A 25,165-nucleotide genomic window follows, 5' to 3' on the forward strand; every position below is an offset into this window, starting at 1 on the left:
GGGGGATGACCGCGTACGAACCGACGGGCGCGCCGGGCGCCGCCACCGCCGGACAGGACGTCGGGTACGACGCCGTCGTCCTCGCCGGCGGCGCCGCGCGGCGGCTCGGCGGCGTGGACAAGCCCGGCGTCAGCGTCGGCGGGCGCCCGCTGCTCGACCGGGTGCTCGCCGCCTGCGCCGACGCGCGGAACACCGTCGTCGTCGCCGGCCCCCGGCCCACCGCGCGGCCGGTCACCTGGGCGCGCGAGGACCCGCCCGGCGGCGGCCCGCTGGCCGCCCTCGACGCCGGCATCCGGCACACCACCGCCGAGTCGATCGTCGTCCTCTCGGCCGACCTGCCGTTCCTCGACGAGCACACGGTCCTGCGCCTGCTGGCGGCCCTGCGCACCGGCGACGCCGACGGCGCGCTGCTCACCGACGCCGACGGCCGTGACCAGCCCCTCGTCGCCGCGTACCGCGCGTCCGTGCTGCGCCGCGAACTGGACGCGCTCGCCCGGGAGCACGACGGCCTCACCGGCCTTCCCCTGCGCCGGCTGACCGGCGCGCTCGACCTCACCCGCGTCCCCGACCCCGTCGCGTCCTTCGACTGCGACACCTGGGACGACATCGCCGCCGCCAGGGCACGGATCAGGGAGCATGGGCACGTGTTGGATGAATGGATTTCCGCAGTCAAGGACGAACTCGGCATCGATCTCGACGTCGACATCAAGGTGCTGCTGGACCTCGCCCGCGACGCCGCCCACGGCGTGGCACGGCCCGCCGCGCCGCTGACCACCTTCCTCGTCGGGTACGCGGCGGCACAGGCCCAGGGCGGCGAAGGAGGCCCGGAAGCCGTCGCGGAGGCCTCCCGCAAGGCCGCCGCGCTGGCCCTGCGCTGGGCCGAGGAGGCCGCCGCGGCCCAGTCCGACGTCGCCCCCGACGCCACCCCCGACACCCGCCCGGACGCCGGATGACCGCCCGCGGCATCCGTACGGACGAGGACGCCGAGGACCTTGACGTCGAGGAGGTGCTCGCCCTCGTGAACGACCACGCGCACCGTGCTTCCGGCGACCAGACGCCCGCGCCCACCCCGCAGCACCGGGGCGCGCGCACGCCGGACCGAGACGGCCCCGACCGGCGGCCCGGCGGCAACCCCGACCGCCACCACCGGGCCACCCCCTGGCCCGAGGCCCGCGAGATCGCCGCCCACGCCGCCCGCGGTGCCACCCGTGCCGCCCGCCGCGCTCCCGTCTCCGTCCCCCTCGACACCGCGCTCGGCCTCACCCTGGCCGCCCCGCTCACCGCCCTGACCGACCTGCCCTCCTTCGACACCTCGGCGATGGACGGCTGGGCGGTCGCGGGCCCCGGCCCGTGGGCGGTACGCGAAGAGGGCGTCCTGGCCGGGCACTCCGAGCCCGAACCGCTCACCGACGGCGAGGCCGTCCGGATCGCGACCGGCGCCCGCATCCCCCCGGACACCACCGCCGTCCTGCGCAGCGAGCACGGCCGTACCGACAGCAAGGGCCAGCTCCACGCCACCCGGGAGATCCAGCACGGCCAGGACATCCGCCCTCGCGGCCAGGAGTGCCGCAACGGCGACCAACTCCTCGCCGTGGGCACCCTGGTGACGCCGGCCGTGCTCGGACTGGCGGCCGCCGCCGGCTACGACACCGTCACCGCCGTACCCCGCCCCCGCGTCGAAGTGCTGGTCCTGGGCGACGAGTTGCTCACCGAAGGGCTCCCGCACGACGGGCTCATCCGTGACGCCCTCGGTCCGATGCTGCCGCCCTGGCTGCGCGCGCTCGGTGCCGAGGTCACCGCGGTGCGCCGGCTCGGCGACGACGCGAAGGCCCTGCACAAGGCCCTCACCAAGTCCGACGCCGACCTCATCGTGACGACCGGTGGCACCGCGGCAGGCCCCGTCGACCATGTCCACCCCACGCTGGAGCGCATCGGCGCCGAACTCCTGGTGGACGGGGTCAAGGTGCGGCCCGGCCACCCCATGCTGCTGGCCCGCACCAAGGAGGACCAGCACCTGGTCGGCCTGCCCGGCAATCCGCTGGCCGCCGTCTCCGGCCTGCTCACCCTCGCCGAGCCCCTGCTGCGCACCCTCGCGGCCCGCCCGGCGCCGGAGCCGTACACGCTGCCCCTGAAGGACGCGGCACACGGGCATCCGTACGACACCCGGCTCATCCCCGTGGTGCTGCGCGGTGACCATGCCGTGCCGCTGCACTACCAGGGACCGGCCATGCTGCGGGGCATGGCGGCGGCCGATGCCGTCGCCGTCGTACCGCCGGGCGGCGCACGCGCAGGTCAGGAGGCCGAGCTGCTCGATCTGCCCTGGGCGTCGGCCGGTATCGAGGTGTGTTTCACGTGAAACTTCCGGGCCAGGACGCGATCGCCCGCCGGGCGGACGAGAGGGTGGCCACCTATCGCGTCAGGCTCCCGAAGAAGATCGTGGAGCATCCGTTCCGGCAGGTCGCCAAGCGAGTTCTGCTGGCCCTGTCGCTGCTCGTGCTGGCCGCCCTGATCGTCTACGCCGACCGCGACGGCTACAACGACAACTCCGACGGCTCCGTCGACCTTCTCGACGCCTTCTACTACGCCACCGTCAGCCTCTCCACCACCGGATACGGCGACATCACCCCGGTCAGTGACGGCGCTCGGCTGACCAATATCTTCGTCATCACGCCGATGCGTGTGCTGTTCCTGATCATCCTGGTCGGCACCACGCTCGAGGTCCTCACCGAACGGACCCGGGAGGAATGGCGTCTGACCCGCTGGAGGTCCACCTTGCGTGACCACACCGTCGTCGTCGGCTTCGGCACGAAGGGGCGTTCGGCGATCCAGACCGTCTGTGCCACGGGCCTGAGGCGGGACCAGGTCATCGTGGTCGACTCGAGTTCCAAGGTGATCGACGGGGCCGTCGCCGACGGGTACGCGGGCGTCACCGGCGACGCGACGCGCAGCGATGTCCTGAAGCGTGCCGAGGTGCACAAGGCCCGGAAGATCATCATCGCGACCCAGCGGGACGACACGGCCGTCCTGGTGACGCTGACGGCCCGGCAGCTCAACCGCGGCGCGAAGATCGTCGCCGCGGTCCGCGAGGAGGAGAACGCGCCGCTGCTGAAGCAGTCCGGCGCCGACGCGGTCATCACCAGCGCCAGCGCCGCCGGGCGGCTGCTGGGCCTGTCCGTGCTCAGCCCCGCGGCCGGCATGGTCCTCGAAGACCTGATCCATCAGGGCAGCGGGCTCGACATCATCGAACGGCCCGTCATAAAGGCCGAGGTGGGCAAGACCCCGCGGCAGACCGACGACCTGGTCGTCAGTGTCATCCGCGGGCACCGGGTGCTCGGCTACGACGATTCGGCCGTCGGCACACTGGAGTTGACGGACCGGCTCATCACCATCGTGCGGGCGACGCCGGGCTCTCAGGTCGCACCCGATGCCCGGCGTCTGCCCCAGGGCTGAAGCCCCGTACCTCTACTTCCGGTTGTACAGCCGCATCGTGATCGGCCCGAAGACCAGCACGAACAGGGCCGCCCATCCCACCGACCAGGCGACCTCGTCGGCGGGCCAGTCACCCGCCATCAACCCGCGTACGGCCGAGGCCAGATGGGTGATGGGGCTGTTGTTCACGAACGCCTGGAGCCAGCCCGGCATGGTCTTCGGGTCGACGAAGACGTTGGACAGGAAGGTCAGCGGGAAGATCACCATCATGCTGACGCCCATGACCGACTTCTCGGAGCGCAGCATCAGCCCGAACATCGTCCAGATCCACGAGAACGCGAACGAGAAGGCCACCAGCAGCGCGATCCCGGCGAGCACTCCCATGACCCCGCCGTCCGGGCGGTAGCCCAGGATGACGCCGACGGTGAGCATCACGACGGACGCGATGGTGTAGCGCAGGGCGTCGCCCAGCAGATAGCCGACCATGGTCGACGGACGCCAGATCGGCAGCGAACGGAACCGGTCGAAGACGCCCTTCTCGATGTCGGTGTTCACGGAGACGCCCGTGTACATCGTGATCATCACGACCGACATCACCAGGATGCCCGGCAGCAGGAACTGGATGTACTCCTTCGGGGAGCCGGCCAGGGCGCCCCCGAACAGGTACGTGTACATCAGCACCATCATGATCGGGAACGCGGTGACGTCGAAGAGCTGCTCCGGCACATGCTTGATCTTCAGGACCGCCCGCCAGCCGAAGGTCATGGAGGCCGAGAGGGCACTCGGCCGCGGCGGGCGCTCCTTGGTGACCAGCAGCGCGGCGAGCGACTCGGCGCTGACGGGGGCGAGGTCCTTGCTCTCGGTCTGCGTCACGGTGCTCATGCCGTCACCTCGTCCTTGTCGGCGTCCGTCTTGTGGGTGTCGTGTCCGGTGAGGGCGAGGAAGACCTCGTCCAGGCTGGGCTGGCCCAGGGAGAAGTTGTCGACGGTGATGCCGGTGCGGGCGAGCTCCGCGAGCGCGCGGCCCGCCTGTTCCGCGGCGCCCTGACCGTTGGCGGCCCCGGAGCCGACGCGGGCGGTGAGCGCCACGGGGTCGGGCTCCAGCTGCACGTCCGCGTCCAGGGCCAGCCGCAGCACCCGCTCGGCCTGAGGCCGCTGCTCCGGGTCACGCAGCCGCAGATGCACCGACCCGGCGCCCACGGACGCCTTCAGCTCGCCCTTGGTCCCCTCCGCGATCACCTTGCCGCGGTCGATGACGGCGATCCGGGACGCCAGCTGATCGGCCTCGTCGAGGTACTGCGTGGTCAGCAGCACCGTGGTGCCCTGGGCGACGACCGCGCGCACGATGTCCCACACCTGGTTGCGGCTGCGCGGGTCGAGTCCGGTCGTCGGCTCGTCGAGGAAGAGCAGGTCGGGGGTGTTCAGGATGGACGCGGCGATGTCGATACGGCGCCGCATGCCGCCCGAGTAGTTCTTGACCTGCTTCCCGGCCGCGTCGGTCAGCCCGAAGGCCTCCAGCAGTTGGGAGGCGCGTTTCCGCGCCGCGGGCTTGCCGTGTCCGAGGAGGCGGGCCAGCAGCACCAGGTTCTCGGTGCCGGTGAGGTCCTCGTCCACGGAGGCGTACTGCCCGGTGAGGCTCACCCGGCCGCGTACCGCGTCGGCCTCGCGGACGACGTCGTGTCCGAAGACATGCGCCTCCCCGCCGTCGGGCCGCAGCAGGGTGGCGAGCATTTTCACCGTGGTGGTCTTGCCGGCGCCGTTCGGGCCGAGGACGCCGTAGACCGTGCCGGCCGGAACCGCGAGGTCCACGCCGTCGACGGCCCGTGTCTCGCCGAATGTCTTCACCAGGCCCGCGGTCTCGATCGCGAGACCGGACGTCGTCTGCGTGCTCATGCTTTCGGGGTCCTTCCGGGTGGTCCTTCCGCGTTCTTGGGCTACGCATGGGGAGACCTTTACGGTCGCGCAAACTCATCGGCGGCGCCCGGGGATTTTCGAAGGACCCGTCGAAGGACCGAGCGACGCGGGGGCACGGACGGAGAGATCCGGGGACAAGGTCCTAGGACCGGGGCGGGGCCCGGGGAGTAGCGTCCGTCCCATGCATGCGATCACGATTCCCGAACCTGGTGGGCCCGAGGCGTTGGTGTGGGACGAGGTCCCCGATCCGGTGGCCGGTGAGGGCGAGGTGCTGGTCGACGTGGTGGCCGGGGCCGTCAACCGCGCCGACATCCTGCAACGGCAGGGCTTCTACAACCCGCCGCCCGGTACCTCCCCCTACCCCGGCCTGGAGTGCTCCGGCCGGATCGCCGAGGTCGGCCCCGGCGTCTCCGGCTGGGCGGTCGGCGACGAGGTGTGCGCGCTGCTCGCGGGCGGCGGCTACGCCGAGAAGGTCGCCGTGCCGGCCGGTCAGCTGCTGCCCGTGCCCAAGGGTGTGGGCCTGACGCAGGCCGCCGCCCTGCCCGAGGTGGTCTGCACGGTGTGGTCCAACGTGTTCATGGTGGCCCACCTCCGCCCCGGCGAGACGCTGCTCGTGCACGGCGGCTCCAGCGGCATCGGCACCATGGCCATCCAGCTCGCCAAGGCCGTCGGAGCCAAGGTCGCCGTCACGGCGGGCAGCCGGGAGAAGCTGGACCGGTGCGCCGAGCTGGGCGCGGACATCCTGGTCAACTACCGGGAGCAGGACTTCGTCGAGGAGGTCAAGAAGGCCACCGACGGGGCCGGTGCCGACGTCATCCTCGACAACATGGGCGCCAAGTACCTCGACCGCAACGTCCAGACGCTCGCCGTCAACGGCCGGCTGGCCATCATCGGCATGCAGGGCGGCATCAAGGGCGAACTCAACATCGGGGCGCTGCTCGGCAAGCGCGGCGCGATCAGCGCGACCTCGCTGCGAGCCCGCCCGGTCGCCGAGAAGGCGGCGATCGTCGCGGCCGTACGCGAACATGTGTGGCCGCTGCTGGACGCCGGGCATGTACGGCCGGTCGTCGACCGTGAGCTGCCGATGAGCGAGGCGGCCGAGGCCCACCGGGTGGTGGAGGAGAGCGGGCATGTGGGGAAGGTGCTGCTCGTCGCGCCGTAGGGCGCACCGGGCCGTGTCCACCACCTGTGGACGCTAGCCGCGCCGCAGCCGCAGACCCACGAAGGCGAGGCCCAGGCCCAGACCGATGAGCACGAGCCCGGCGCCGAGCGGCAGCACTTCGAGCACGGGCTCGGCCGGCCCGTCGGCGTGCGGGGCGGGCGGTCGCGCGTGACGGGTCGGTGAGGTGGAGGGCGCGGGGTCCTGGGCGGAGGCGTCGGCGTCGTCCGAGCTCTCGGGCACGGTGCCGCCGTCGTCCTCTCCCTCACGTTCCGCGTCCGGCGTCCGGGAGCCGTCGCGTTCATCGGACCTCTTGCCACCGTCCCGCTCGTCCCGTGCCGCCTCCTGGTCCTCCAGCGGCCCCTTCTCCCGGCCGGGCCGCTGGCGCCCCTCTCCCGCCCGGCTGCCGGCCCGGGAGGGCTTGTCGGAGGGGTCGGGCGAGGACGCGGCGGGGCCGTGAGCGGTGGGCGTCGACGATTCCCGTGGCCGCTTCCCGCGCTCCTCGGACCACCTCCGGGACCCCTCCCACCCTTCGGACTCCTCCCGCCCACCGGACCCGTCCCGTTCCCCGGCCTCGTCCGGCGTCGCCTCCACGGGCTCCTCGGACGTCCCGCCCGGCGAAGGGGCGGTCGCGGAGGGCTTCTCGTCCTGCGGCGGAGGCTCGGAGGACGGCTCGGCCTCGGTGCCGTCCACGGAGCCCGGCGCCACGCCGGAGGCCGCCGTGGACGGTCCCGCCGGCTCCGATGGCGACCCGGATGACCCGGACACCCCGGACGACCCGGACGACCCGGACGACCAGAACGGCCCCGACGATCCGGACACCGCCGGGGAGCCGGAGGACGGGCCCGAGGCGAGCGCACCGTGCGGCTCGTCGATCCCGTACGACACACCGGCTCCCGGCAGCCCTACGGCCATCCCCGCCGCCAGCACGGTCAGCGTTCCCGCGGGCCACGATAGGGTGCGCGACCGACCGGACGCCGCTCGCGTACGCCCACGCACCGCCCCCAGCCATGAAGTCATGGAACAACCCTCACAGCACCTGCCGAACCCGGCATTCCGAGCGCCGCCACCCGACCCAATCCGGCGGCCGATCCGGGGATGCCGCCACGACACGGGCCGCCGGCCCACCGGATCCGGCGCACCGACATCCGAGGAGAGGCCCGGGCGACCCCGGCACCGAAGTGCGGAGCCGCTGGTCGGGCGCCCGAGCGGTCCTCCGCACGCACTCGGACGCCCCGCCGGGCGGCCGGGCGAAAACAGTGGGGACGTAAACGGTGGATCACCCCACACCGGGGGCACCACGATGATGAGCTGTACGCGTGCGAGAGAATGGCGGCATGGAGATGCCGAGGAACGAAAGGTCGCCCGAGAACCCCCAGATCCTGGTCGTGGGCCAGGACGGGATGGCGCTCACCGGCGGCAACGGAGACGAGGACTCCCGCGAGATCCCGGTGACGGAGCAGGTCGAGCAGCCGGCGAAGGTCATGCGCATCGGCAGCATGATCAAGCAGCTGCTCGAAGAGGTGCGCGCCGCTCCCCTCGATGAGGCGAGCCGGGTCCGGCTGAAGGAGATCCACGCCAGTTCGGTGAAGGAACTGGAGGACGGCCTGGCACCGGAGCTCGTGGAGGAGCTGGAGCGGCTCTCCCTGCCCTTCACGGACGAGGGGACGCCGTCCGACGCGGAACTGCGCATCGCGCAGGCCCAGTTGGTCGGCTGGCTGGAGGGCCTCTTCCACGGCATCCAGACCACGCTCTTCGCCCAGCAGATGGCCGCGCGGGCCCAGCTCGAGCAGATGCGCCGGGCCCTCCCGCCGGGCGTCGGCGGCAGCGAGGACGGAGAACAGCACCCGGGCGGCCGCTCGGGCGGGCCGTACCTGTAGTCACCAGCCCACGATCAGCGAAGGGCCCGGCAGCCGGTGCTGCCGGGCCCTTTCACATCGCCGAGGTCACTCCGGGTTGCCGGTCGAGACCGTGAACTTCATCTCCGGCGGGTTCTCCGGGTCGAAGTCCTCGCCGGCCTCGGGCTCCTGCCTCATGACCATGCCCTGGCCGAAGGTGTTCTCGTCGATGTCGGTCTTCTCGTATTCCCAGCCCGCGGCCTTGAGGCATGCCTCGACGGACGGCCAGTACTTGAACTTCAGGGCAGGCATGCGCGCCTTGTCCGGGTCCAGGTACGACTCCGAAGGCTCCGTGCAGTCGGACGTCTCCACCGTCTTCGTGCTGTCGCCCTCGCGGTACCCCGCCTTCTTCGTCACCTCCGACGTCGCCGTCGCGTCTCCGCCCCCGCCGCCGTCGTCCTCATTGCCGCCGCCGTTCAGCGCCAGTGCGGCGATCAGGCCGACCACGGCGACGATGGACACGACGATCGAGCCGATGATGACGGGGCGGTTGTTCTTGCCGCCGCCCGAAGTGGTCTGCGTCTGGGGGGAGATGGAGTACGGCGGGGGCGTCGCGAGGCCGGGCTGCGGGGAGTACGCCGCGGGCGCAGGCGTCTGGAAGCCGGGCTGCTGCTGCGGGTAGCCGTACGCCGGGGAGGGCGCGGACGGCGGCGGGGTGCCGTACGGGTTCGGGGCCGGCGTCGGCTGGTACGGCGACTGGACCGGGCCACCGGGCGGCGGCGTCTGGCCGACCGGCGGGAACACCGAGGCGCCGACGCCCTGCCCGCTCTGCGTGTGCGCACCCGGCACGATGCTCGGCGGCGCCGCCTGGAAGGACGCCGCCACGCGCAGGCACTCGTCGCGCATGGCCTCGGCGCTCGGGAAGCGCTCGTTCGGGTTCTTCTTCAGCGCGCGGGCGACCAGCGCGTCCACGGCCGGCGGCAGCGCGCGGTTGATGACGGACGGAGCCACCGGCTCCTCCTGCACATGCGCGTAGGCGATCGCCAGCGGCGAGTCCGCGTCGAACGGCAGCCGCCCGGTGACGAGTTGGAACAGCATGATGCCGACGGAGTACAGGTCGGAACGGGCGTCCACGGCCCGGCCGAGGGCCTGCTCCGGCGAGAGGTACTGCGGGGTGCCGACCACCATGCCGGTCTGCGTCATCGACGTCACGCCGGACTGCATGGCGCGCGCGATGCCGAAGTCCATCACCTTGACCACGCCACGCTTGTTCAGCATCACGTTGCCCGGCTTGATGTCCCGGTGGACCAGCCCCATCTCGTGGCTGATCTCCAGGGCGGCCAGCACATCGGCGGTGATCTTCAGCGCCTTGTCGGCGGGCACCGCGCCGAACTGCCGTACGTCCTCGTCGAAGACCGAGCTGAGCGGGCGGCCCTCGATGTACTCCATGACGATGTACGGCGTCGTCATGCCGTCGACGGTGTCCTCGCCCGTGTCGAAGACCGAGACGATATTGGTGTGCGTGAGCTTGGCCACTGCCTGGGCCTCGCGGCGGAAGCGCTCGCGGAACGCCTGCTCGCGGCCGAGCTCGGTGTGCAGGGTCTTGACCGCGACCTGCCGGTCGAGCACGGAGTCGTAGGCGAGATGCACCGCGGCCATGCCGCCCTGACCGAGCAGATCGCGCAGCTGATACCGGCCGCCGGCCAGCGCCCGCCCCGCGCCCGTGCCCTGTGCGCCGTCCTGGCTCATGTTCTGCGTCCCCCGTGCCTCTTGGGCGCCTGCGACCCCGGGGACCTGGTGGTCCCGAGTGATCCAATGTGCTATTCCCGGCCAAGTCTGCCCCACGGCACTGACAGGTCAAGCGCGGTGCCCGTTCCGTGACCGTACGCGAAGGGAGCGTCGCGGAAGCGTTACAGGGGCCGTACGGTCGGTGCACAGAATTTGCACGAGGGGACGGGGTACCGGTTTGATGGCCGGTCCGCCTTCGTCCGGTCGGGGCCTCCGTCTCGGACCGGCGGCTTGCGCCGAGGCTGTAGCGTGGCCGACGGAGACCGTAACAACACCGCGCGCACCGCGGGCAGAAACGACGGCGAGGACTGATGGAGCAGCAGCAGCGCGCTCAGGGCCCGTCCGACCCCGAGGCGGCTGGCGGCGGTATGTCAGACGCGCCGGAAATGTGGGGTAATGGCGGACTTGTCGGGGACGGCCGTTATCGGCTGACCCGCAGACTCGGCCGGGGCGGCATGGCCGAGGTGTTCGCGGCCGAGGACGTGCGTCTCGGGCGCACCGTGGCGGTCAAACTGCTGCGTTCCGACCTCGCCGAGGACCCGGTGTCGAAGGCCCGCTTCACGCGCGAGGCCCAGTCGGTGGCCGGCCTCAACCACCACGCGATCGTCGCCGTGTACGACTCCGGTGAGGACGTCGTGGGCTCGCACAGCGTGCCGTACATCGTGATGGAGATCGTCGAGGGCCGCACGATCCGCGACCTCCTCCTCAACGCCGAGGCACCCGGCCCCGAGCAGGCGCTGATCATCGTCTCCGGCGTCCTGGAGGCGCTGGCCTATTCGCACCAGCACGGCATCGTGCACCGCGACATCAAGCCCGCCAACGTCATCATCACCAACAACGGCGCCGTGAAGGTCATGGACTTCGGCATCGCGCGTGCCCTGCACGGCGCGCAGTCGACGATGACGCAGACCGGCATGGTCATGGGCACGCCGCAGTACCTGTCGCCCGAGCAGGCGCTCGGCAAGGCGGTCGACCACCGTTCCGACCTGTACGCGACCGGCTGCCTCCTCTACGAACTCCTGGCGCTGCGGCCCCCGTTCACCGGCGAGACCCCGCTGTCGGTGGTCTACCAGCACGTCCAGGACATCCCGACCCCGCCGTCCGAGGTCTCCGACGCCACGCCGCCGGAGCTCGACGGCCTGGTGATGCGCTCGCTCGCCAAGGAGCCGGACGACCGGTTCCAGACGGCCGAGGAGATGCGCGGCCTCGTCCAGTACGGCCTGCAGATGCTGTACGACCAGGGCGGCCACACCGGCACCTGGAACACCGGCCCGGTGGGCATCCACGACGGCCGGCACACCCCGTCGTCAGGCTTCGCGAACACGACCGTGATGGGGCACCCGGGCACCCCCGCCTCCGGCACGACGCAGATCCCGCAGCCGATCCTGCCGGGCGGCTACGGCGGCGGTGACGACGGCGGCTTCGAGGGGCACGGCAACCGGGGCAGCGGCCGCGGCAAGCTGTGGATCCTCGCCGTCCTCGCGGTGATCGCCATCGCGGCCGGTGTCGCGCTGGCGCTGAACAACGGCGGCGGTGACGGCGGCGGCGGAGGCACCGAGCAGACGCCGACCACCTCGCAGACCACCGACGAGGACCAGGCCACCGACGAGCCGACCGACGAGGCGACCGAGGAGCCGACCGAGGAGGTCACGGACGACGGCTCCGGCACGGGCACCGACCCGGACTACACGCCGACCGAGGAGCCGACGCAGGAGCCCACCGAGGAGCCCACACAGGAGCCGACCGAGGACCCGACCACGGCCGAGCCGACGGAGGAGCCCACGGAGGAGCCGACCGAGGAGCCGACGGAGGAGCCCACCGAGGAGCCGACGCTGCCGACCACGCCACCGGTCACGGGCTGACCGGTCGGCCGACGGCGGATCGGCACCCACCCTTCACGCGCGCGTGCGGCCCGGAAACGGGCTCCACGCGCGCGTGCCGTTTCCGGACGCCGGGGACGGGCCCGGGACGCGCCCCGCTCAGTCCGTGAAGGCGTCCCGCACGGCTTCGTACTCCCGCGTCCACCACACCGCCAGCGCCGAGACCGCCGGGAACTGCGCGTCCGCGCGGGTGTCGCCGCGCTCGTAGTGCCAGCGCAGCATCCAGAAGTCGTTCAGCCGCTCCCACCACACGCGGTGCACGGCCGCCGCGAGCTCGGCGGCGGTGGCGCCGGCCGTGCGCCGGTACGCGCGTGTGTACGCGGCCGCCCTCGCGAGGTCGAGCGTGCCGTCGGGGCGTACGAAGAAGATCGCGGCGGCGCGGACGGCCTCCTCCGCGCGGGGCTGCACGCCGAGCCGGTCCCAGTCGACGATCGCGGCCGGCGCGTCGCCCCGGTAGAGCAGGTTGAAGGGATGGAAGTCGCCGTGCACCCAGCCGGCCGAGGAAGCCGGCGGGGGCCGCCGGCCCGCGTGCCGCTCCAGGAGCTCACGGCGTTCCACGAGCCGGTGGCGTGCCAGCTCGTCGAAGCAGCCGGCGGGACGGTGGCGGCGGACCCGGGCGAGCAGGTCGCCGATGAGGGCGGAGGTGCCGGCGGGGTCGGCGCTCTCGGCCGGTGCCCGCCCCGCCACCGGCATCACGCGCTCCAGGCTCGCGTGCACCACACCTAGCAGCGCCCCCAGCCGTTCGCACTGCCCGCGCGTGAGCTCTTCGCCGTGGCGGTGCCGCCCGTCGATCCAGGGGTGCAGGGCGAACGCCCGGCCGTCCACGACGGCGACCGTACGTCCCTCGCGGTCGGCCAGCGGCGGGGCCACCGGGACGCCGAGGTCGGCCAGCCGCCGGGTGGCCCGGTGCTGGCGGGCGATGGCGGACGGGTCGGCGGTCTCGGGGTCGTGGTGGTGCTTGAGGAAGTAGCGGCCGCGGGTCGTACGCAGCCGGTAGCCGCGGTTCAGCAGGCCCTGGTCGACGGGATCGCAGGCGAGGGCGGACCCGGCGGAGTACTGACGGAGAAGGACGCCCAGAGGGGGCGCGTGAGGCACAAGCGGTGGTACACAGGAGCGCGGCACGCGCCGATGCTAGGGCAACGGTGGATCCCGTGAGCTGGGCGTTGTCACAGGCAGTCGTTGCCAGTCGCGGTCAGTCACTTCCGGTCGCCGGACCGATCAGCGGCCTCCGGCAATTCTTGATCGTTCTTTGCCGAGCGGGAATACCCGGACATTTCCTTCTTCGCCCATGAGGGCGATGTCACACCGGTCAGGTGATCTGCCGCTCGGCGACTCTTCCCGTGACCTGGCTCACCGATATAACGTGCCGTTGTTCCGGCCCCCTGCAAGGCTGTGACCAGGAGTTGTTCCCGACTTTCGCGATTTACTTGGATATCCAAGCAAAATCGCAGGTCAGGAGGGGTTTCACAGAATTGTGGAGCACTGGGTAACGTGCCTTTTGCAGGGCGCTCGCCGGGGCACCTGTCACGCCTGTTCCCCAACGAGCCGCACCCACCCTGTGCGTCCGTAGGGCTGCAGGTGAGCCGCACTGGCACCCGGCGAACCCGGGTAGCCGGACCGACGGAGGAGCACACGTGACCGTGGAGAGCACTGCCGCGCGAAAGACGCGACGCAGCGCCGGTACCAAGAGCACGGCCGGCAAGACCACAACCGCAAGGAAAACGACGAGTACGGACCCCGAACTCGTTCAGTTGCTGACGCCCGAGGGCAAGCGCGTCAAGAACGCCGAGTACGACAAGTACGTCGCCGGCATCACCCCCGAAGAGCTCCGCGGCCTCTACCGCGACATGGTGCTCACCCGACGCTTCGACGCCGAGGCCACCTCCCTGCAGCGCCAGGGCGAGCTGGGCCTGTGGGCGTCGCTGCTCGGCCAGGAGGCCGCCCAGATCGGCTCCGGCCGGGCCACCCGTGAGGACGACTACGTCTTCCCGACCTACCGCGAGCACGGCGTCGCCTGGTGCCGCGGGGTCGACCCGACCAACCTGCTCGGCATGTTCCGCGGCGTGAACAACGGCGGCTGGGACCCGAACAGCAACAACTTCCAGCTGTACACGATCGTCATCGGCTCCCAGACGCTGCACGCCACCGGCTACGCGATGGGCATCGCCAAGGACGGCGCGGACAGCGCGGTCATCGCCTACTTCGGCGACGGCGCCTCCAGCCAGGGCGACGTGGCCGAGTCCTTCACCTTCTCCGCGGTCTACAACGCGCCCGTGGTGTTCTTCTGCCAGAACAACCAGTGGGCGATCTCCGAGCCGACCGAGAAGCAGACCCGGGTGCCGCTCTATCAGCGCGCACAGGGCTACGGCTTCCCCGGCGTCCGCGTCGACGGCAACGACGTCCTGGCCTGCCTGGCCGTGACGAAGTGGGCGCTGGAGCGCGCCCGCGCCGGCGAGGGGCCGACGCTGGTCGAGGCGTACACGTACCGCATGGGCGCCCACACCACCTCCGACGACCCGACGAAGTACCGCGCCGACGAGGAGCGCGAGGCCTGGGAGGCGAAGGACCCGATCCTGCGCGTCCGCCGGTACCTCGAGGCTTCAAACCACGCGGACGAGGGATTCTTCGCGGAACTGGAGACCGAGAGCGAGGCGTTGGGCAAACGAGTGCGCGAAGCGGTCCGTGCCATGCCGGACCCGGACCACTTCGCCATCTTCGAGAACGTGTACGCGGACGGGCATGCGCTCGTCGACGAGGAGCGCGCCCAGTTCGCCGCCTACCAGGCGTCGTTCGCGGACGTAGAGGGGGCCTGACATGGCGGAGACCAGTACTTCCAAGAACATGGCTCTGGCCAAGGCGATCAACGAGTCGCTGCGCCGCGCCCTGGACTCGGACCCCAAGGTCCTCATCATGGGCGAGGACGTCGGCAAGCTCGGTGGCGTCTTCCGTGTGACGGACGGCCTGCAGAAGGACTTCGGCGAGAGCCGCGTCATCGACACCCCGCTCGCCGAGTCGGGCATCGTGGGCACGGCGATCGGTCTCGCCCTGCGCGGCTACCGCCCCGTGGTGGAGATCCAGTTCGACGGCTTCGTCTTCCCGGCCTACGACCAGATCGTCACGCAGCTCGCGAAGATGCACGCCCGCTCGCTGGGCAAGGTCAAGCTGCCGGTCGTCGTCCGTATCCCCTACGGCGGCGGCATCGGCGCGGTCGAGCACCACAGCGAGTCCCCCGAGGCCCTGTTCGCGCACGTGGCGGGCCTGAAGATCGTCTCTCCGTCCAACGCGTCGGACGCCTACTGGATGATGCAGCAGGCCATCCAGAGCGACGACCCGGTGATCTTCTTCGAGCCCAAGCGCCGCTACTGGGACAAGGGCGAGGTCAACACCGAGGCCATCCCGGGCCCGCTGCACAAGGCGCGGGTCGTCCGCGAGGGCACCGACCTCACCCTGGCCGCGTACGGACCGATGGTGAAGCTGTGCCAGGAGGTCGCCGACGCGGCCGCCGAGGAGGGCCGCAGCCTGGAGGTCCTGGACCTGCGCTCGGTCTCCCCGCTGGACTTCGACTCCATCCAGGCGTCCGTGGAGAAGACCCGCCGTCTGGTCGTGGTCCACGAGGCCCCCGTGTTCTTCGGTTCGGGCGCGGAGATCGCCGCCCGGATCACGGAGCGCTGCTTCTACCATCTGGAGGCCCCGGTGCTGCGGGTGGGCGGTTACCACGCCCCGTATCCGCCGGCGCGTCTGGAGGAGGAGTACCTGCCGGGCCTGGACCGGGTGCTCGACGCCGTCGACCGTGCCCTGGCGTACTGAGGAGAGGGTCGTGACGACGATGACTGACGCGTCCGTGCGTGAGTTCAAGATGCCCGACGTGGGTGAGGGACTCACCGAGGCGGAGATCCTCAAGTGGTACGTCCAGCCGGGCGACACGGTCACCGACGGCCAGGTGGTGTGCGAGGTCGAGACGGCCAAGGCGGCCGTGGAACTGCCCATCCCGTACGACGGGGTGGTCCGTGAGCTGCGCTTCCCCGAAGGCACGACGGTGGACGTCGGCACGGCGATCATCGCCGTGGACGTCTCCGGCGCGGCGGCACCCGTCGCCGAGGCGCCCGCGGCCCAGCCGGAGGCCCCGGCACCGGCCGCGGACGAGGAGCCCAAGCCCGAGGGCCGCCAGCCGGTGCTGGTGGGCTACGGCGTGGCCCAGACCTCGACGAAGCGCCGCCCCCGCAAGGGAGCGGACGTGCCGCGCCAGGAGCCCGCGGCGCAGGCCCTGCAGGCCGAGCTGAACGGCCACGGGCCCGCAGCCGCCCCGGAGGTGGCCCCGCCCCGGCCGCTGGCCAAGCCCCCGGTGCGCAAGCTCGCGAAGGACCTGGGTGTCGACCTGGCCACGGTGACGCCGACCGGCCCCGACGGGATCATCACCCGCGAGGACGTCCACGCGGCGGTGGCAGCCCCGGCGCCGGCCGCCGAACCCGTGCCGCAGGCCGCCCCCGCGGCCCCGGCCGCCGCGCCCGCCGCCGCTCCGGCGCCGCTGGTCACCTACGACACCGCGCGCGAGACCCGGATCCCGGTCAAGGGCGTCCGCAAGGCGACGGCGGCGGCGATGGTCGGCTCGGCGTTCACAGCCCCGCACGTCACGGAGTTCGTGACGGTGGACGTGACGCGCACGATGAAGCTGGTCGAGGAGCTCAAGGAGGACAAGGAGTTCGCGGGCCTGCGCGTGAACCCCCTGCTGCTGATCTCCAAGGCCCTGCTGGTCGCGATCAAGCGCAACCCGGACGTCAACGCGTCCTGGGACGAGGCCGGCCAGGAGATCGTGCAGAAGCACTACGTCAACCTGGGCATCGCGGCGGCCACCCCCCGCGGTCTGATCGTCCCGAACATCAAGGACGCCCACGCCAGGACCCTGCCGCAGCTGGCGGAGGCGCTCGGCGAGTTGGTGGCCACGGCGCGGGAGGGCAAGACCACCCCCGCCGCGATGCAGGGCGGCACCGTCACCATCACCAACGTCGGCGTCTTCGGCGTCGACACCGGCACGCCGATCCTGAACCCCGGCGAGTCCGCGATCCTCGCGGTCGGCGCGATCAAGCTCCAGCCGTGGGTGCACAAGGGCAAGGTCAAGCCCCGCCAGGTCACCACCCTGGCGCTGAGCTTCGACCACCGCCTGGTCGACGGCGAGCTGGGCTCCAAGGTGCTGGCGGACGTGGCGGCGATCCTGGAGCAGCCGAAGCGGCTGATCACCTGGGCGTGAGCCACGGGTGACGGCGAAAGGGGCGGCCACTTCCTCAGTGGCCGCCCCTTTGCATGTGACGTACGCGTCAGCTGATACGGGCGTAGCCGTAGTTGATCAGCTTCTTCACATCCGCCGTGCGGTTGTCCGCGGAGGACGCGGTGAGGACGGCGCCCATCACCGACTCGCCGTTGAGCGTGGCGGCGAAGACGAGGCAGTACTTGGCCTCGGTGCCCGAGCCGGTCTTGATGCCGAGCGTGCCGTTCCAGCCGAGCAGGGTGTTCGTGTTGTACCAGGTCGCCATGGTGCGGGTGGACCCGGAACTGGTGACGGTCTTGGCCGTGTAGGACTTGGTCTTCACGACGGCCTTGAACGTAGTGCTCTTCATCGCGCTGCGGGCGAGCTTCGTCAGGTCGCGCGGCGTCGAGTAGTTGGAGCCATTGCTTATGCCGTCGAACGAGTCGAAGTGCGTGTTGGTCATGCCCAGGCTCTTGGCCATGGTGTTCATCTTGCCGATGAAGTTGGCCGTGCGGGCCTTGACCGTGGTGCCGGAGCCGAACTTGTCGGCGAGGGCCATCGCGGCGTCGCAGCCGGACGGCAGCATCATCCCGTAGAGCAGCTGGCGGACGGTGACCTTGTCACCGACGATCAGCCGGGCCGAGGAGGCGCCCCGGGAGACGATGTAGTCGCTGACCTCCCTGCGGATGGTCACCTTGGTGTCCAGGTTCAGGTTCGTCTGGGAGAGCACGACCTTGGCGGTCATGATCTTCGTGGTGGAGGCCGTGAGCCGCTTGGTGTCGGCGGCCTTGGTGAACAGCGTCGCACCGGTCGCGCCGTTCATCAGATACCCGCCTGGGGCGGTGATGGTGGGCGCCGTAACAGCTTGCGCAGGCGCCGCGGTGAGGGCGCCGGTGGCGAACATGGCGCCCGCCGTCGCGACGACGGCGACGGCTCTGCGGACACGGAGTCCCTTGGTGGCGGTGATCAACTAAATACCCCGATTGCGTCGAAATGCCCCGAATATACGGCCGCGTTGGAAGGGGAAGAAAGCCGGGCCGTATGTGTGTGACACGTAAGTAGCACACAAGGTTGTGCCACGGCTGGCATGAATGTTGCTTCTTTGCCGGAGGGTTTCCCGGAGGTCCGCATGATGGACGACCGCCACCATGCGTACGTGTTGTATCTATGCTGTGGGCATGCCTTCCGCCCCGCCCGCACCCCTCAAGCAGCCACCCGCCGCCGACCGCGTCTACACCCACGTCAAACAGGGTGTCCTGGACCGCCGTTACGAAGGCGGCACGCTGCTCACCGAGGGCGAACTGGCCGAGGCGGTCGGCGTGTCCCGCACTCCGGTGCGGGAGGCACTGCTGCGCCTGGAGGTCGAAGGGCTGATCAAGCTTTACCCGAAAAAGGGTGCCCTGGTCCTGCCGGTCTCCGCACAGGAGATCAAGGACGTCGTGGAGACGCGGATCCTCGTCGAGGAGCACGCGGCGCGCAAGGCCGTCCCCGCCCCGCCCGGACTCATCGAGCGCCTGGAGGAACTGCTCGCCCGGCAGAAGGAACAGGCCGCCGCCGGCGACCTCGCCGCAGCCGCCGTCACCGACCGCTGCTTCCACGCGGAGATCGTCCGCAGCGGGGGCAACGAGATCCTGTCCCGGCTCTACGACCAGCTGCGCGACCGGCAACTGCGCATGGGCGTCGCGGTCATGTACTCCCACCCCGACCGCATCGCCAAGACCCTCGTCGAGCACGAGGAGATCCTGCGGGCCCTGCGCTCCGGGGACACCGAGGCCGCCGTCGGGCTGGTCCACCGTCACATCGACTGGTTCTCGCACCTCGCGCGGGGTGAGGAACGATGAGGTCCGCAGGGCTGCCGGGCGACCCTCCAGGCGGCCGCCGCGCCGTCGCCGTCTGGGGCATAGGCGTCTCGGTCTACTTCGTCGCCGTCATCTTCCGTACGTCGCTCGGGGTCGCCGGCCTCGACGCCGCGGACCGCTTCGACGTGGGCGCCTCGGCCCTGTCGACGTTCTCGATCCTTCAACTGCTCGTGTACGCGGGCATGCAGATACCCGTCGGCCTGCTCGTCGACCGGCTCGGCACCAAGAAGGTGCTGGCCATCGGCACGGTGCTGTTCACCGCGGGCCAACTCGGCTTCGCCTTCTCGCCGTCGTACGGCACGGCCCTCGCCTCGCGCGCGCTGCTGGGCTGCGGCGACGCGATGACGTTCATCAGCGTGCTGCGGCTCGGCACCCGCTGGTTCCCGGCCCGGCGCGGCCCGCTGATCGCCCAGCTCGCGGGCCTCGCGGGCATGGCCGGCAACCTGGTCTCCACCCTGGTGCTGGCGCGGCTGCTGCACGGGGTGGGCTGGACGGCGGCCTTCGCGGGCAGCGCCGGCGCGGGCGCCGTGGTGCTCGTGCTGACCCTGCTGTTCCTGAAGGACCACCCCGAGGGGCACGAGCCGGAGCCGCTGCCGCACCAGGGCTCGGCGTACGTACGACGTCAGATCGCCGCGTCCTGGCGGGAGCCGGGCACCCGGCTGGGCCTGTGGGTGCATTTCACGACGCAGTTCCCGGCGATGGTCTTCCTGCTGCTGTGGGGGATGCCCTTCCTGGTGGAGGCGCAGGGGCTGTCCCGGGCCACGGCCGGTGAACTGCTCACCCTCGTCGTCCTGTCCAACATGGTGGTCGGCCTGGTCTACGGCCAGGTCGTGGCCCGGCACCACGAGGCACGCCTCCCGCTGGCGCTCGGCACCGTCGCGGCGACGGCGGCGATGTGGGCGACGACGCTGCTCTGGCCCGGCGAGACGGCGCCGATGTGGCTGCTGATCGCGCTGTGCACGGTGCTCGGGGCGTGCGGACCGGCCTCGATGCTCGGCTTCGACTTCGCCCGCCCGGCGAATCCGCCGGAGCGTCAGGGCACGGCCTCCGGAATCACCAACATGGGTGGTTTCGTGGCCTCGATGACGACCTTGTTCGCGGTCGGGGTGCTGCTGGACGCGACCGGGGACGACTACAGCGTCGCCTTCTCGTTCGTCTTCGTCCTGCAGGCCCTGGGGATCAGCCAGATCCTGCGGCTGCGCAGGCGGGCGGCGCGCAGGGAGCGGGAACGGCTGGTCGCCAGCAGGGTGGAGACGGTGCACGTTCCCGCCTGAGCCGGTGAGCGCGTGAGTTGACGAAGAGCCGGGTCGCCCGCGAGTGTCAGAGGGCCGGGACGAGCGTGAGATACGCGAGCCCCAGCACCCCGCGGGAGCTCATCCACTGGGCGCGATGGCGGTCGAGGCGCTCGCGGGTCTCGTCCGCCAGCGGGTGCCCGGGGTTCCGCGCCAGCCACACCTCGACGTCCGCCTGATAGGCCGACTCGAACTCCTCCCACTCGTCGAGGTTCGCCGTCTCCGTCCACTCCGGGCGGAACCCGGCGGCGACCACGGCGTCGAGAAGCCCGGCGAGGTCGGGGTGGTCGGTCACCGCAGCCCGCGGCCACATGCCGGCGAGTTCGGTCGTGGTCGGAGGACGCTGCCAGAAGCCCTCGCCGAGCAGGACGCGGCCGTCGTCGCTGACCAGACGGCGCAGTTCACCGAGCGCTTCGGGGAGATGCCCGGGCGGCTCGGCAGCGCCGAGGGCATGGCTCGAACCGACGCACAGGACCAGGTCGGCGGGGCCGCGGGCGGTACCCGTCGCGGACTCCTCGACGAACTCGGCCCGTTCGGCCAGCCCCCTTGCCTCGGCGTTGCGCCGGCCGCGGTCGAGGTCCTCCACGTTGAGGTCCACCCCGACGCCGGTTGCCCGCGGCGCGGCGGCGAGGACGCGGAGCAGCAACTCGCCCCAGCCGCAGCCGATGTCGAGGACCGTACGAGGATCCGTGTGGGTCAGCCGCTGAACCAGACCGTGCGCCCGGGCCTCGGACAGCGGGCCGTGGAAGGTCAGTCGGGTCAGCCGCGGGGGCCCGGCGGGTGGGGACGTGGGTGCGGACGCGGTGGGTGTCTCGGTGTCGGTCACGCCGGGACGGTAGCCGCGGCCGGGCAGCGGACGACACCGGTTTTCCTGCCCGTCGCCCCTGCCCGCCCCGCTGCGGGCGCCCTACTGCGTGACCGTGAAGTTCCGCAGGATCGCCGCCGTCAGATGCGGGTCGCCCTCCGTCTTCAGCCGGTCCGCCACCGACTCCGGCGTGACACGGCCGCAGGCGAGGCGGACGAAGGTCTCCCAGTCGAGGGTGAGGGTGGCGGCGGGGCCGAGGGCGGGGGCCGTCTCGAGGGTGCCGCGGCCCTGGATGTCGACGCGGATCGTGCGCAGGAACTCGATCGGGCCGTGCACGTCGAGGACGATCGCCGAGCTGCGCGGGGCGTCGGCCTTGGCGGCGACGATCTCGGGCAGCTGGGCCAGCAAGACGTCCCGGGCCACGTGCGCGCCGGGGGAGTCGAGGTTGCCGGGACGGCCGAGCGCGGCGCGCAGGTCCTGCTCGTGCACCCACACGTCGAAGGCGTGGCCGCGCATCGAGTCCTCCAGGGTGAGCTCCGTGCCGAGCGGCCCGCGCACCTTGGTGCCGGGGTCACGGGACTCGTTCCGCAGCTGCCGGTTGCGGCGGATGATCGTGTACTCGAGCTCGGAGGTCATCTCCGGCGCCGTGTGGTGACGGCGGACGTCGACCTGCATCTCCATGTACCGCTGGTGGTCGTTGGTGACGTGGAAGAGGTCGCGCGGCAGTGTGTGGATGGGACGCGGGTCACCGAGCATCTCGCAGTCCAGGCCGATGACGTGCGAGACCACATCGCGCACCGACCAGCCGGGGCACGGCGTTCGCCGGTTCCACTCGCCCTCGACGAGCGGCGTCACCAGCTCGGATATCGCTTCGATGGAGTGGGTCCAGGCGTCGGCGTAGGGCTGGAGGGTGGGATGCAGACTCACGGAACGGGACCCCTCGGCGGTTGGTACGTCGGTACGCGGGCAGGTTGTGGCGGCGGTGCCAGTGGGGGAGGCGGCGGGTGTCTTGGAACTCCCCCGGTTCTCGACTTCGCTCGAACCAGGGGGACCCCCAAGTTACGCTGCTGTGAGGCACCCCGGCAGTGCTTTCGTGTGACGATCGTAGGCCCGTATGGACGGCTCGAATGCCAGGACGGTGGTAATGTGCGCGCCTCTCTGCTCCAGATCGACGTCAATGAGGGCGAATCGGTCGAATCGCGCCGTAGTCGCGTAGCGTCGCTGGTACGGGAACAGGCCGGGGCCGATCTGGTCGTGCTGCCGGAGCTGTGGACCACCGGGGCGTTCGCCTACGAGGGGTTCGGCAGCGAGGCCGAGCCGCTTCAGGGGCCGACCTACGAGGCGATGGCGAAGGCCGCGAGCGAGGCGGGTGTGTGGCTGCACGCGGGCTCGATCCCCGAGCGGGTTCCGGCCGGCAGCGGCTCCGCCACGGGCGACGGACTCCTCTACAACACTTCTCTGCTCTTCTCCCCCTCCGGTGAGCTCGCCGCCGCGTACCGCAAGATCCACCGGTTCGGCTTCGACAAGGGCGAAGCGGTGCTGATGGCCGCGGGCGAGGACCTCGTGACGGTCCGGCTGCCCGAGACCACGCTGGGCGTCGCCACCTGCTACGACCTCCGTTTCCCCGAACTCTTCCGCGGTCTCGTCGACGCCGGCGCCGAGACCCTGGTCGTCCCCGCGGGCTGGCCGGAGCGCCGCCGGGCGCACTGGACGCTGCTGGCTCAGGCGCGGGCGGTGGAGAACCAGGCGTTCGTGCTCGCCTGTGGAACGGCCGGGACGCACGCCGGAGTTCCGCAGGCCGGTCACTCGATCGTGGTCGATCCGTGGGGCGAGGTGCTGGCGCAGGCCGGTGCGGGGGAGCAGGTCCTGACGGTGGAGTTCGACCCGGGGAAGGTCGCGGTGACACGGGATCAGTTCCCGGCGCTCAAGGACCGCATGCTGGGTCTGGCACCGCCGCGCCGCTGACCCGGACCCCGGCGGCGCCGGCCGCCGGGACCGTCCTCAGTCCTCCCCCCGCTCCTTCTCCGCCAGGTGGATCACGCACACCGCGACCGCGATCAGCAGCGCCGGGTCGGCGTCGTCCCGGACGACGTCCACGCCGTAGGTGTCGCGGATGTGCATCCAGCGGCGGGAGACCACGGCCAGCAGTTCACCGTCGTACTCGATGGCGAACTCGCGGTCCAGGATCTTGCCGCTGACGTCGAGTTCGGTACTGCCGTCGGCCAGGGCCACCCGGTAGTGGTTGCGCAGCAGGGACAGCCGTTTGCGGCGGATCGTGGCCAGGGGCCCGCCGCCCCGCTCGATCACCATCGTGTCGCGCAGGGCGAACATCTTCTGGTGGATGTCGATGACGACGTTTCCCTGTGTGTCCTTCAGCTCGAAGGTGTCCCGCAGCCGCATGGCCTTGCCGTCGACGAGGAACACCCGTCTGCCCTGGTCGTCCTCGATCCAGTAGTCGTCACCGAAGCCGAGGAGCCGGTCGCGTACGAGGAATCTCATGTCACCAGGGGTTCCCCGCCGCCCGGCCCGAAACGCCGTCTGTAGGCCGACGGGCTGAGCCCGGTCTCGCGCCGCACCCGCGCGCGCAGGTTCGCCGCGGTGCCCAGTCCGCTGCGGGCCGCGACCACGTCCAGGCGCTCCTCGCCGCGCTCGATCAGGCGGCACGCGAGCGTGACCCGCTCCCCCGTCAGCCAGGCCAGCGGTGTCGTCCCCAGCTGCGCACGGAAGCGCCGGTGCAGGGTCGCCGGCGACACCGCCGCCCGCGCCGCCAGGTCCGCCACGGTCAGCGGCTCCCCCAGCCGTGCCTGCGCCCACGCCAGCAACGGGGCCAGCGACTCGTCCGGCACGTCCGGCAGCGGCCGCTCCACGAACTGCTTCTGCCCGCCGTCCCGGTGCGCGGCGAACACCAGCCTGCGCGAGACCGCGTTGGCGACCTCGGCGCCATGGTCGCGCCGTACGACGTGCAGGCACAGGTCGAGCGCGGCGGCGCTGCCCGAGGCGGTCAGGATGTCGCCGTCGTCGACGAACAGCACGTCCGGTTCCAGCAGCACCCCCGGATGCAGCGCCCGGAAGGCGTCGGCCCAGCGCCAGTGGGTGGTGGCCCGGCGTCCCTCCAGCAGCCCCGCCTCGGCGAGCGCGAAGCTTCCGGTGCACAGGCTCATCACGCGTGCGCCACGCGCGTGCGTGCGCCGGATCGCGTCGCGTACGGCGGCCCCGCGTGGGACGACGTTGTCCGGGCGGCCGGGCACGACGAGGGTGTCCGCCTCGTCGACCGCGTCCAGTGCGGCGATGCCGGTCATCGTGAAGAAGCCGTGGTTCATCCGCACCTCGCGCGTGGGCGCGCACAGCGTCACGTCGTACAGCGGTCCGGCGAGCCCCAGTTCGGGCCGCGGCAGCCCGAACAGCTCGGTGGCGACGCCGACCTCGAAGGGGTTGGTGCCCTCGTCGACGATCACGGCCACCCGGTGCCCGGGCAGCGGCTGAGAGGATCCATGCGCCATATGCGATTCCTAGCACTCACACTCCGCCGGGACCACCCCGCACGATGAGCGCATGGAACCCATCTCGCTCGACGCCGCCCTCGCCTCCTTCACCCGGACCTGGAGCCCGCGCATCGTCACGGCCGTCAACGACTACGACGTCCGCGTGGCCAAGGTCGACGGCGAACACGTCTGGCACGTCCACGACCACACCGACGAGTTCTTCCTGGTCCTCGACGGCGAACTGCACATCTCCCTGCGCGAGGCCGGCACGGAACGCACCGTCGTCCTGCCCAAGGGCTCGGTCTTCACGGTCCCCCGCGGCATCGAACACAAGCCGTACGCCCCCGCCCCCACAGCCATCCTCCTCCTCGAACCCACCGGCACCCTGACGGTCGGCGACCGCCACGAGGAGGTACCGGCGCATGTGGACGCCACCACCGGGCACGCCCTGAGCTGACTGTCAGTGACGGCTGGCACC

The 25,165-nt window shown here is 71.5% G+C and carries 23 protein-coding genes; 13 read left to right on the forward strand and 10 right to left on the reverse strand.

Translation table 11 applies throughout. The features are described from left to right. Nucleotides 1–5: 5 nt before the first annotated feature. Genes ACGFW6_RS11945 through ACGFW6_RS11955 form a run of 3 tightly spaced genes read left to right on the forward strand, consistent with a single transcriptional unit; the run spans nt 6 to nt 3,450 of the window. Nucleotides 6–953, forward strand: a complete 948-nt coding sequence (locus tag ACGFW6_RS11945) for an NTP transferase domain-containing protein (RefSeq protein WP_393507268.1) — start codon at nt 6–8, stop codon at nt 951–953. Further along, the gene (locus tag ACGFW6_RS11950) at nt 950–2,356 is read left to right on the forward strand and encodes a molybdopterin molybdotransferase MoeA (RefSeq protein ID WP_393507270.1); all 1,407 of its coding nucleotides are present in this window, start codon (nt 950–952) and stop codon (nt 2,354–2,356) included. The genes ACGFW6_RS11945 and ACGFW6_RS11950 overlap by 4 nt, the downstream gene beginning before the upstream one ends. After that, the gene (locus ACGFW6_RS11955; RefSeq protein ID WP_393507272.1) at nt 2,353–3,450 is read left to right on the forward strand and encodes a potassium channel family protein; all 1,098 of its coding nucleotides are present in this window, start codon (nt 2,353–2,355) and stop codon (nt 3,448–3,450) included. Before ACGFW6_RS11950 ends, ACGFW6_RS11955 begins: the two co-directional genes overlap by 4 nt. A gap of 12 nt (nt 3,451–3,462) precedes the next feature. Here the strand turns inward: ACGFW6_RS11955 and ACGFW6_RS11960 are convergent, their stop codons facing one another. Both ACGFW6_RS11960 and ACGFW6_RS11965 read right to left on the reverse strand, forming a co-directional pair. Further along, entirely contained in the window at nt 3,463–4,311 is an 849-nt protein-coding gene (locus ACGFW6_RS11960; RefSeq protein WP_393507273.1) for an ABC transporter permease, read from the reverse strand. Beyond that, nucleotides 4,308–5,321 (reverse strand): ATP-binding cassette domain-containing protein, encoded by a 1,014-nt coding sequence (locus ACGFW6_RS11965; protein ID WP_393507275.1) that lies wholly within the window; start codon nt 5,319–5,321, stop codon nt 4,308–4,310. The genes ACGFW6_RS11960 and ACGFW6_RS11965 overlap by 4 nt, the downstream gene beginning before the upstream one ends. Nucleotides 5,322–5,523: 202 nt before the next feature. Here ACGFW6_RS11965 and ACGFW6_RS11970 point away from each other — a divergent pair, with 202 nt between their 5' ends. Beyond that, nucleotides 5,524–6,504 carry an NAD(P)H-quinone oxidoreductase gene (locus ACGFW6_RS11970; RefSeq protein ID WP_393507277.1) on the forward strand — a complete coding sequence of 327 codons (981 nt, stop codon included), beginning with the start codon at nt 5,524–5,526 and terminating at the stop codon, nt 6,502–6,504. 33 nt (nt 6,505–6,537) lie between these two features. Here the strand turns inward: ACGFW6_RS11970 and ACGFW6_RS11975 are convergent, their stop codons facing one another. Next, nucleotides 6,538–7,431 carry a hypothetical protein gene (locus tag ACGFW6_RS11975; RefSeq protein WP_393507279.1) on the reverse strand — a complete coding sequence of 298 codons (894 nt, stop codon included), beginning with the start codon at nt 7,429–7,431 and terminating at the stop codon, nt 6,538–6,540. A 407-nt stretch (nt 7,432–7,838) separates the two neighbouring features. On the opposite strand from ACGFW6_RS11975, the gene ACGFW6_RS11980 reads away from it, so the two are divergent. After that, nucleotides 7,839–8,381, forward strand: coding sequence for a bacterial proteasome activator family protein (locus ACGFW6_RS11980; RefSeq protein WP_393507281.1), 543 nt, complete (start codon nt 7,839–7,841; stop codon nt 8,379–8,381). Nucleotides 8,382–8,447: 66 nt separating this feature from the next. Here the strand turns inward: ACGFW6_RS11980 and ACGFW6_RS11985 are convergent, their stop codons facing one another. Then, entirely contained in the window at nt 8,448–10,088 is a 1,641-nt protein-coding gene (locus ACGFW6_RS11985; RefSeq protein ID WP_393507283.1) for a protein kinase, read from the reverse strand. A gap of 350 nt (nt 10,089–10,438) precedes the next feature. Here ACGFW6_RS11985 and ACGFW6_RS11990 point away from each other — a divergent pair, with 350 nt between their 5' ends. Beyond that, nucleotides 10,439–11,989, forward strand: coding sequence for a protein kinase (locus ACGFW6_RS11990; protein WP_393507285.1), 1,551 nt, complete (start codon nt 10,439–10,441; stop codon nt 11,987–11,989). Between the two features lie 117 nt (nt 11,990–12,106). On the opposite strand, the gene ACGFW6_RS11995 is transcribed toward ACGFW6_RS11990, so the two are convergent. Continuing rightward, entirely contained in the window at nt 12,107–13,102 is a 996-nt protein-coding gene (locus tag ACGFW6_RS11995; protein WP_393507287.1) for a phosphotransferase, read from the reverse strand. 539 nt (nt 13,103–13,641) lie between these two features. On the opposite strand from ACGFW6_RS11995, the gene pdhA reads away from it, so the two are divergent. Genes pdhA through ACGFW6_RS12010 form a run of 3 tightly spaced genes read left to right on the forward strand, consistent with a single transcriptional unit; the run spans nt 13,642 to nt 17,252 of the window. Continuing rightward, on the forward strand, nt 13,642–14,820 hold the full coding sequence (pdhA, locus tag ACGFW6_RS12000; protein ID WP_393507288.1) for a pyruvate dehydrogenase (acetyl-transferring) E1 component subunit alpha: 1,179 nt from the start codon (nt 13,642–13,644) through the stop codon (nt 14,818–14,820). Between the two features lies 1 nt (nt 14,821). After that, on the forward strand, nt 14,822–15,814 hold the full coding sequence (locus ACGFW6_RS12005) for an alpha-ketoacid dehydrogenase subunit beta (protein WP_393507290.1): 993 nt from the start codon (nt 14,822–14,824) through the stop codon (nt 15,812–15,814). Nucleotides 15,815–15,833: 19 nt separating this feature from the next. Next, the gene (locus tag ACGFW6_RS12010; protein WP_393507827.1) at nt 15,834–17,252 is read left to right on the forward strand and encodes a dihydrolipoamide acetyltransferase family protein; all 1,419 of its coding nucleotides are present in this window, start codon (nt 15,834–15,836) and stop codon (nt 17,250–17,252) included. Between the two features lie 67 nt (nt 17,253–17,319). Here ACGFW6_RS12010 and ACGFW6_RS12015 read toward each other — a convergent pair whose 3' ends face one another. Next, the gene (locus ACGFW6_RS12015; RefSeq protein ID WP_393507292.1) at nt 17,320–18,219 is read right to left on the reverse strand and encodes a D-alanyl-D-alanine carboxypeptidase family protein; all 900 of its coding nucleotides are present in this window, start codon (nt 18,217–18,219) and stop codon (nt 17,320–17,322) included. Between the two features lie 208 nt (nt 18,220–18,427). On the opposite strand from ACGFW6_RS12015, the gene ACGFW6_RS12020 reads away from it, so the two are divergent. After that, nucleotides 18,428–19,090 carry a GntR family transcriptional regulator gene (locus ACGFW6_RS12020; RefSeq protein WP_393507293.1) on the forward strand — a complete coding sequence of 221 codons (663 nt, stop codon included), beginning with the start codon at nt 18,428–18,430 and terminating at the stop codon, nt 19,088–19,090. Next, nucleotides 19,087–20,382, forward strand: coding sequence for a nitrate/nitrite transporter (locus ACGFW6_RS12025; protein ID WP_393507295.1), 1,296 nt, complete (start codon nt 19,087–19,089; stop codon nt 20,380–20,382). Before ACGFW6_RS12020 ends, ACGFW6_RS12025 begins: the two co-directional genes overlap by 4 nt. 46 nt (nt 20,383–20,428) lie before the next feature. Here the strand turns inward: ACGFW6_RS12025 and ACGFW6_RS12030 are convergent, their stop codons facing one another. Both ACGFW6_RS12030 and ACGFW6_RS12035 read right to left on the reverse strand, forming a co-directional pair. Beyond that, entirely contained in the window at nt 20,429–21,226 is a 798-nt protein-coding gene (locus tag ACGFW6_RS12030) for an SAM-dependent methyltransferase (protein ID WP_393507297.1), read from the reverse strand. Between the two features lie 81 nt (nt 21,227–21,307). Further along, nucleotides 21,308–22,132, reverse strand: a complete 825-nt coding sequence (locus ACGFW6_RS12035; RefSeq protein ID WP_393507299.1) for a maleylpyruvate isomerase family mycothiol-dependent enzyme — start codon at nt 22,130–22,132, stop codon at nt 21,308–21,310. A 219-nt stretch (nt 22,133–22,351) separates the two neighbouring features. Here ACGFW6_RS12035 and ACGFW6_RS12040 point away from each other — a divergent pair, with 219 nt between their 5' ends. Next, complete coding sequence (locus tag ACGFW6_RS12040; RefSeq protein ID WP_393507301.1) at nt 22,352–23,170, forward strand: carbon-nitrogen family hydrolase; 819 nt, start codon at nt 22,352–22,354, stop codon at nt 23,168–23,170. Between the two features lie 36 nt (nt 23,171–23,206). Here ACGFW6_RS12040 and ACGFW6_RS12045 read toward each other — a convergent pair whose 3' ends face one another. Beyond that, nucleotides 23,207–23,704 (reverse strand): LURP-one-related/scramblase family protein, encoded by a 498-nt coding sequence (locus ACGFW6_RS12045; protein ID WP_393507303.1) that lies wholly within the window; start codon nt 23,702–23,704, stop codon nt 23,207–23,209. Next, complete coding sequence (locus tag ACGFW6_RS12050; protein ID WP_393507305.1) at nt 23,701–24,705, reverse strand: helix-turn-helix domain-containing protein; 1,005 nt, start codon at nt 24,703–24,705, stop codon at nt 23,701–23,703. Before ACGFW6_RS12050 ends, ACGFW6_RS12045 begins: the two co-directional genes overlap by 4 nt. A 52-nt stretch (nt 24,706–24,757) precedes the next feature. On the opposite strand from ACGFW6_RS12050, the gene ACGFW6_RS12055 reads away from it, so the two are divergent. Then, nucleotides 24,758–25,144 carry a cupin domain-containing protein gene (locus tag ACGFW6_RS12055; protein WP_393507307.1) on the forward strand — a complete coding sequence of 129 codons (387 nt, stop codon included), beginning with the start codon at nt 24,758–24,760 and terminating at the stop codon, nt 25,142–25,144. The last annotated feature ends 21 nt before the right edge of the window (nt 25,145–25,165 follow it).

The organism is Streptomyces sp. Y7 (assembly GCF_043195415.1).
GTDB lineage: Bacteria > Actinomycetota > Actinomycetes > Streptomycetales > Streptomycetaceae > Streptomyces.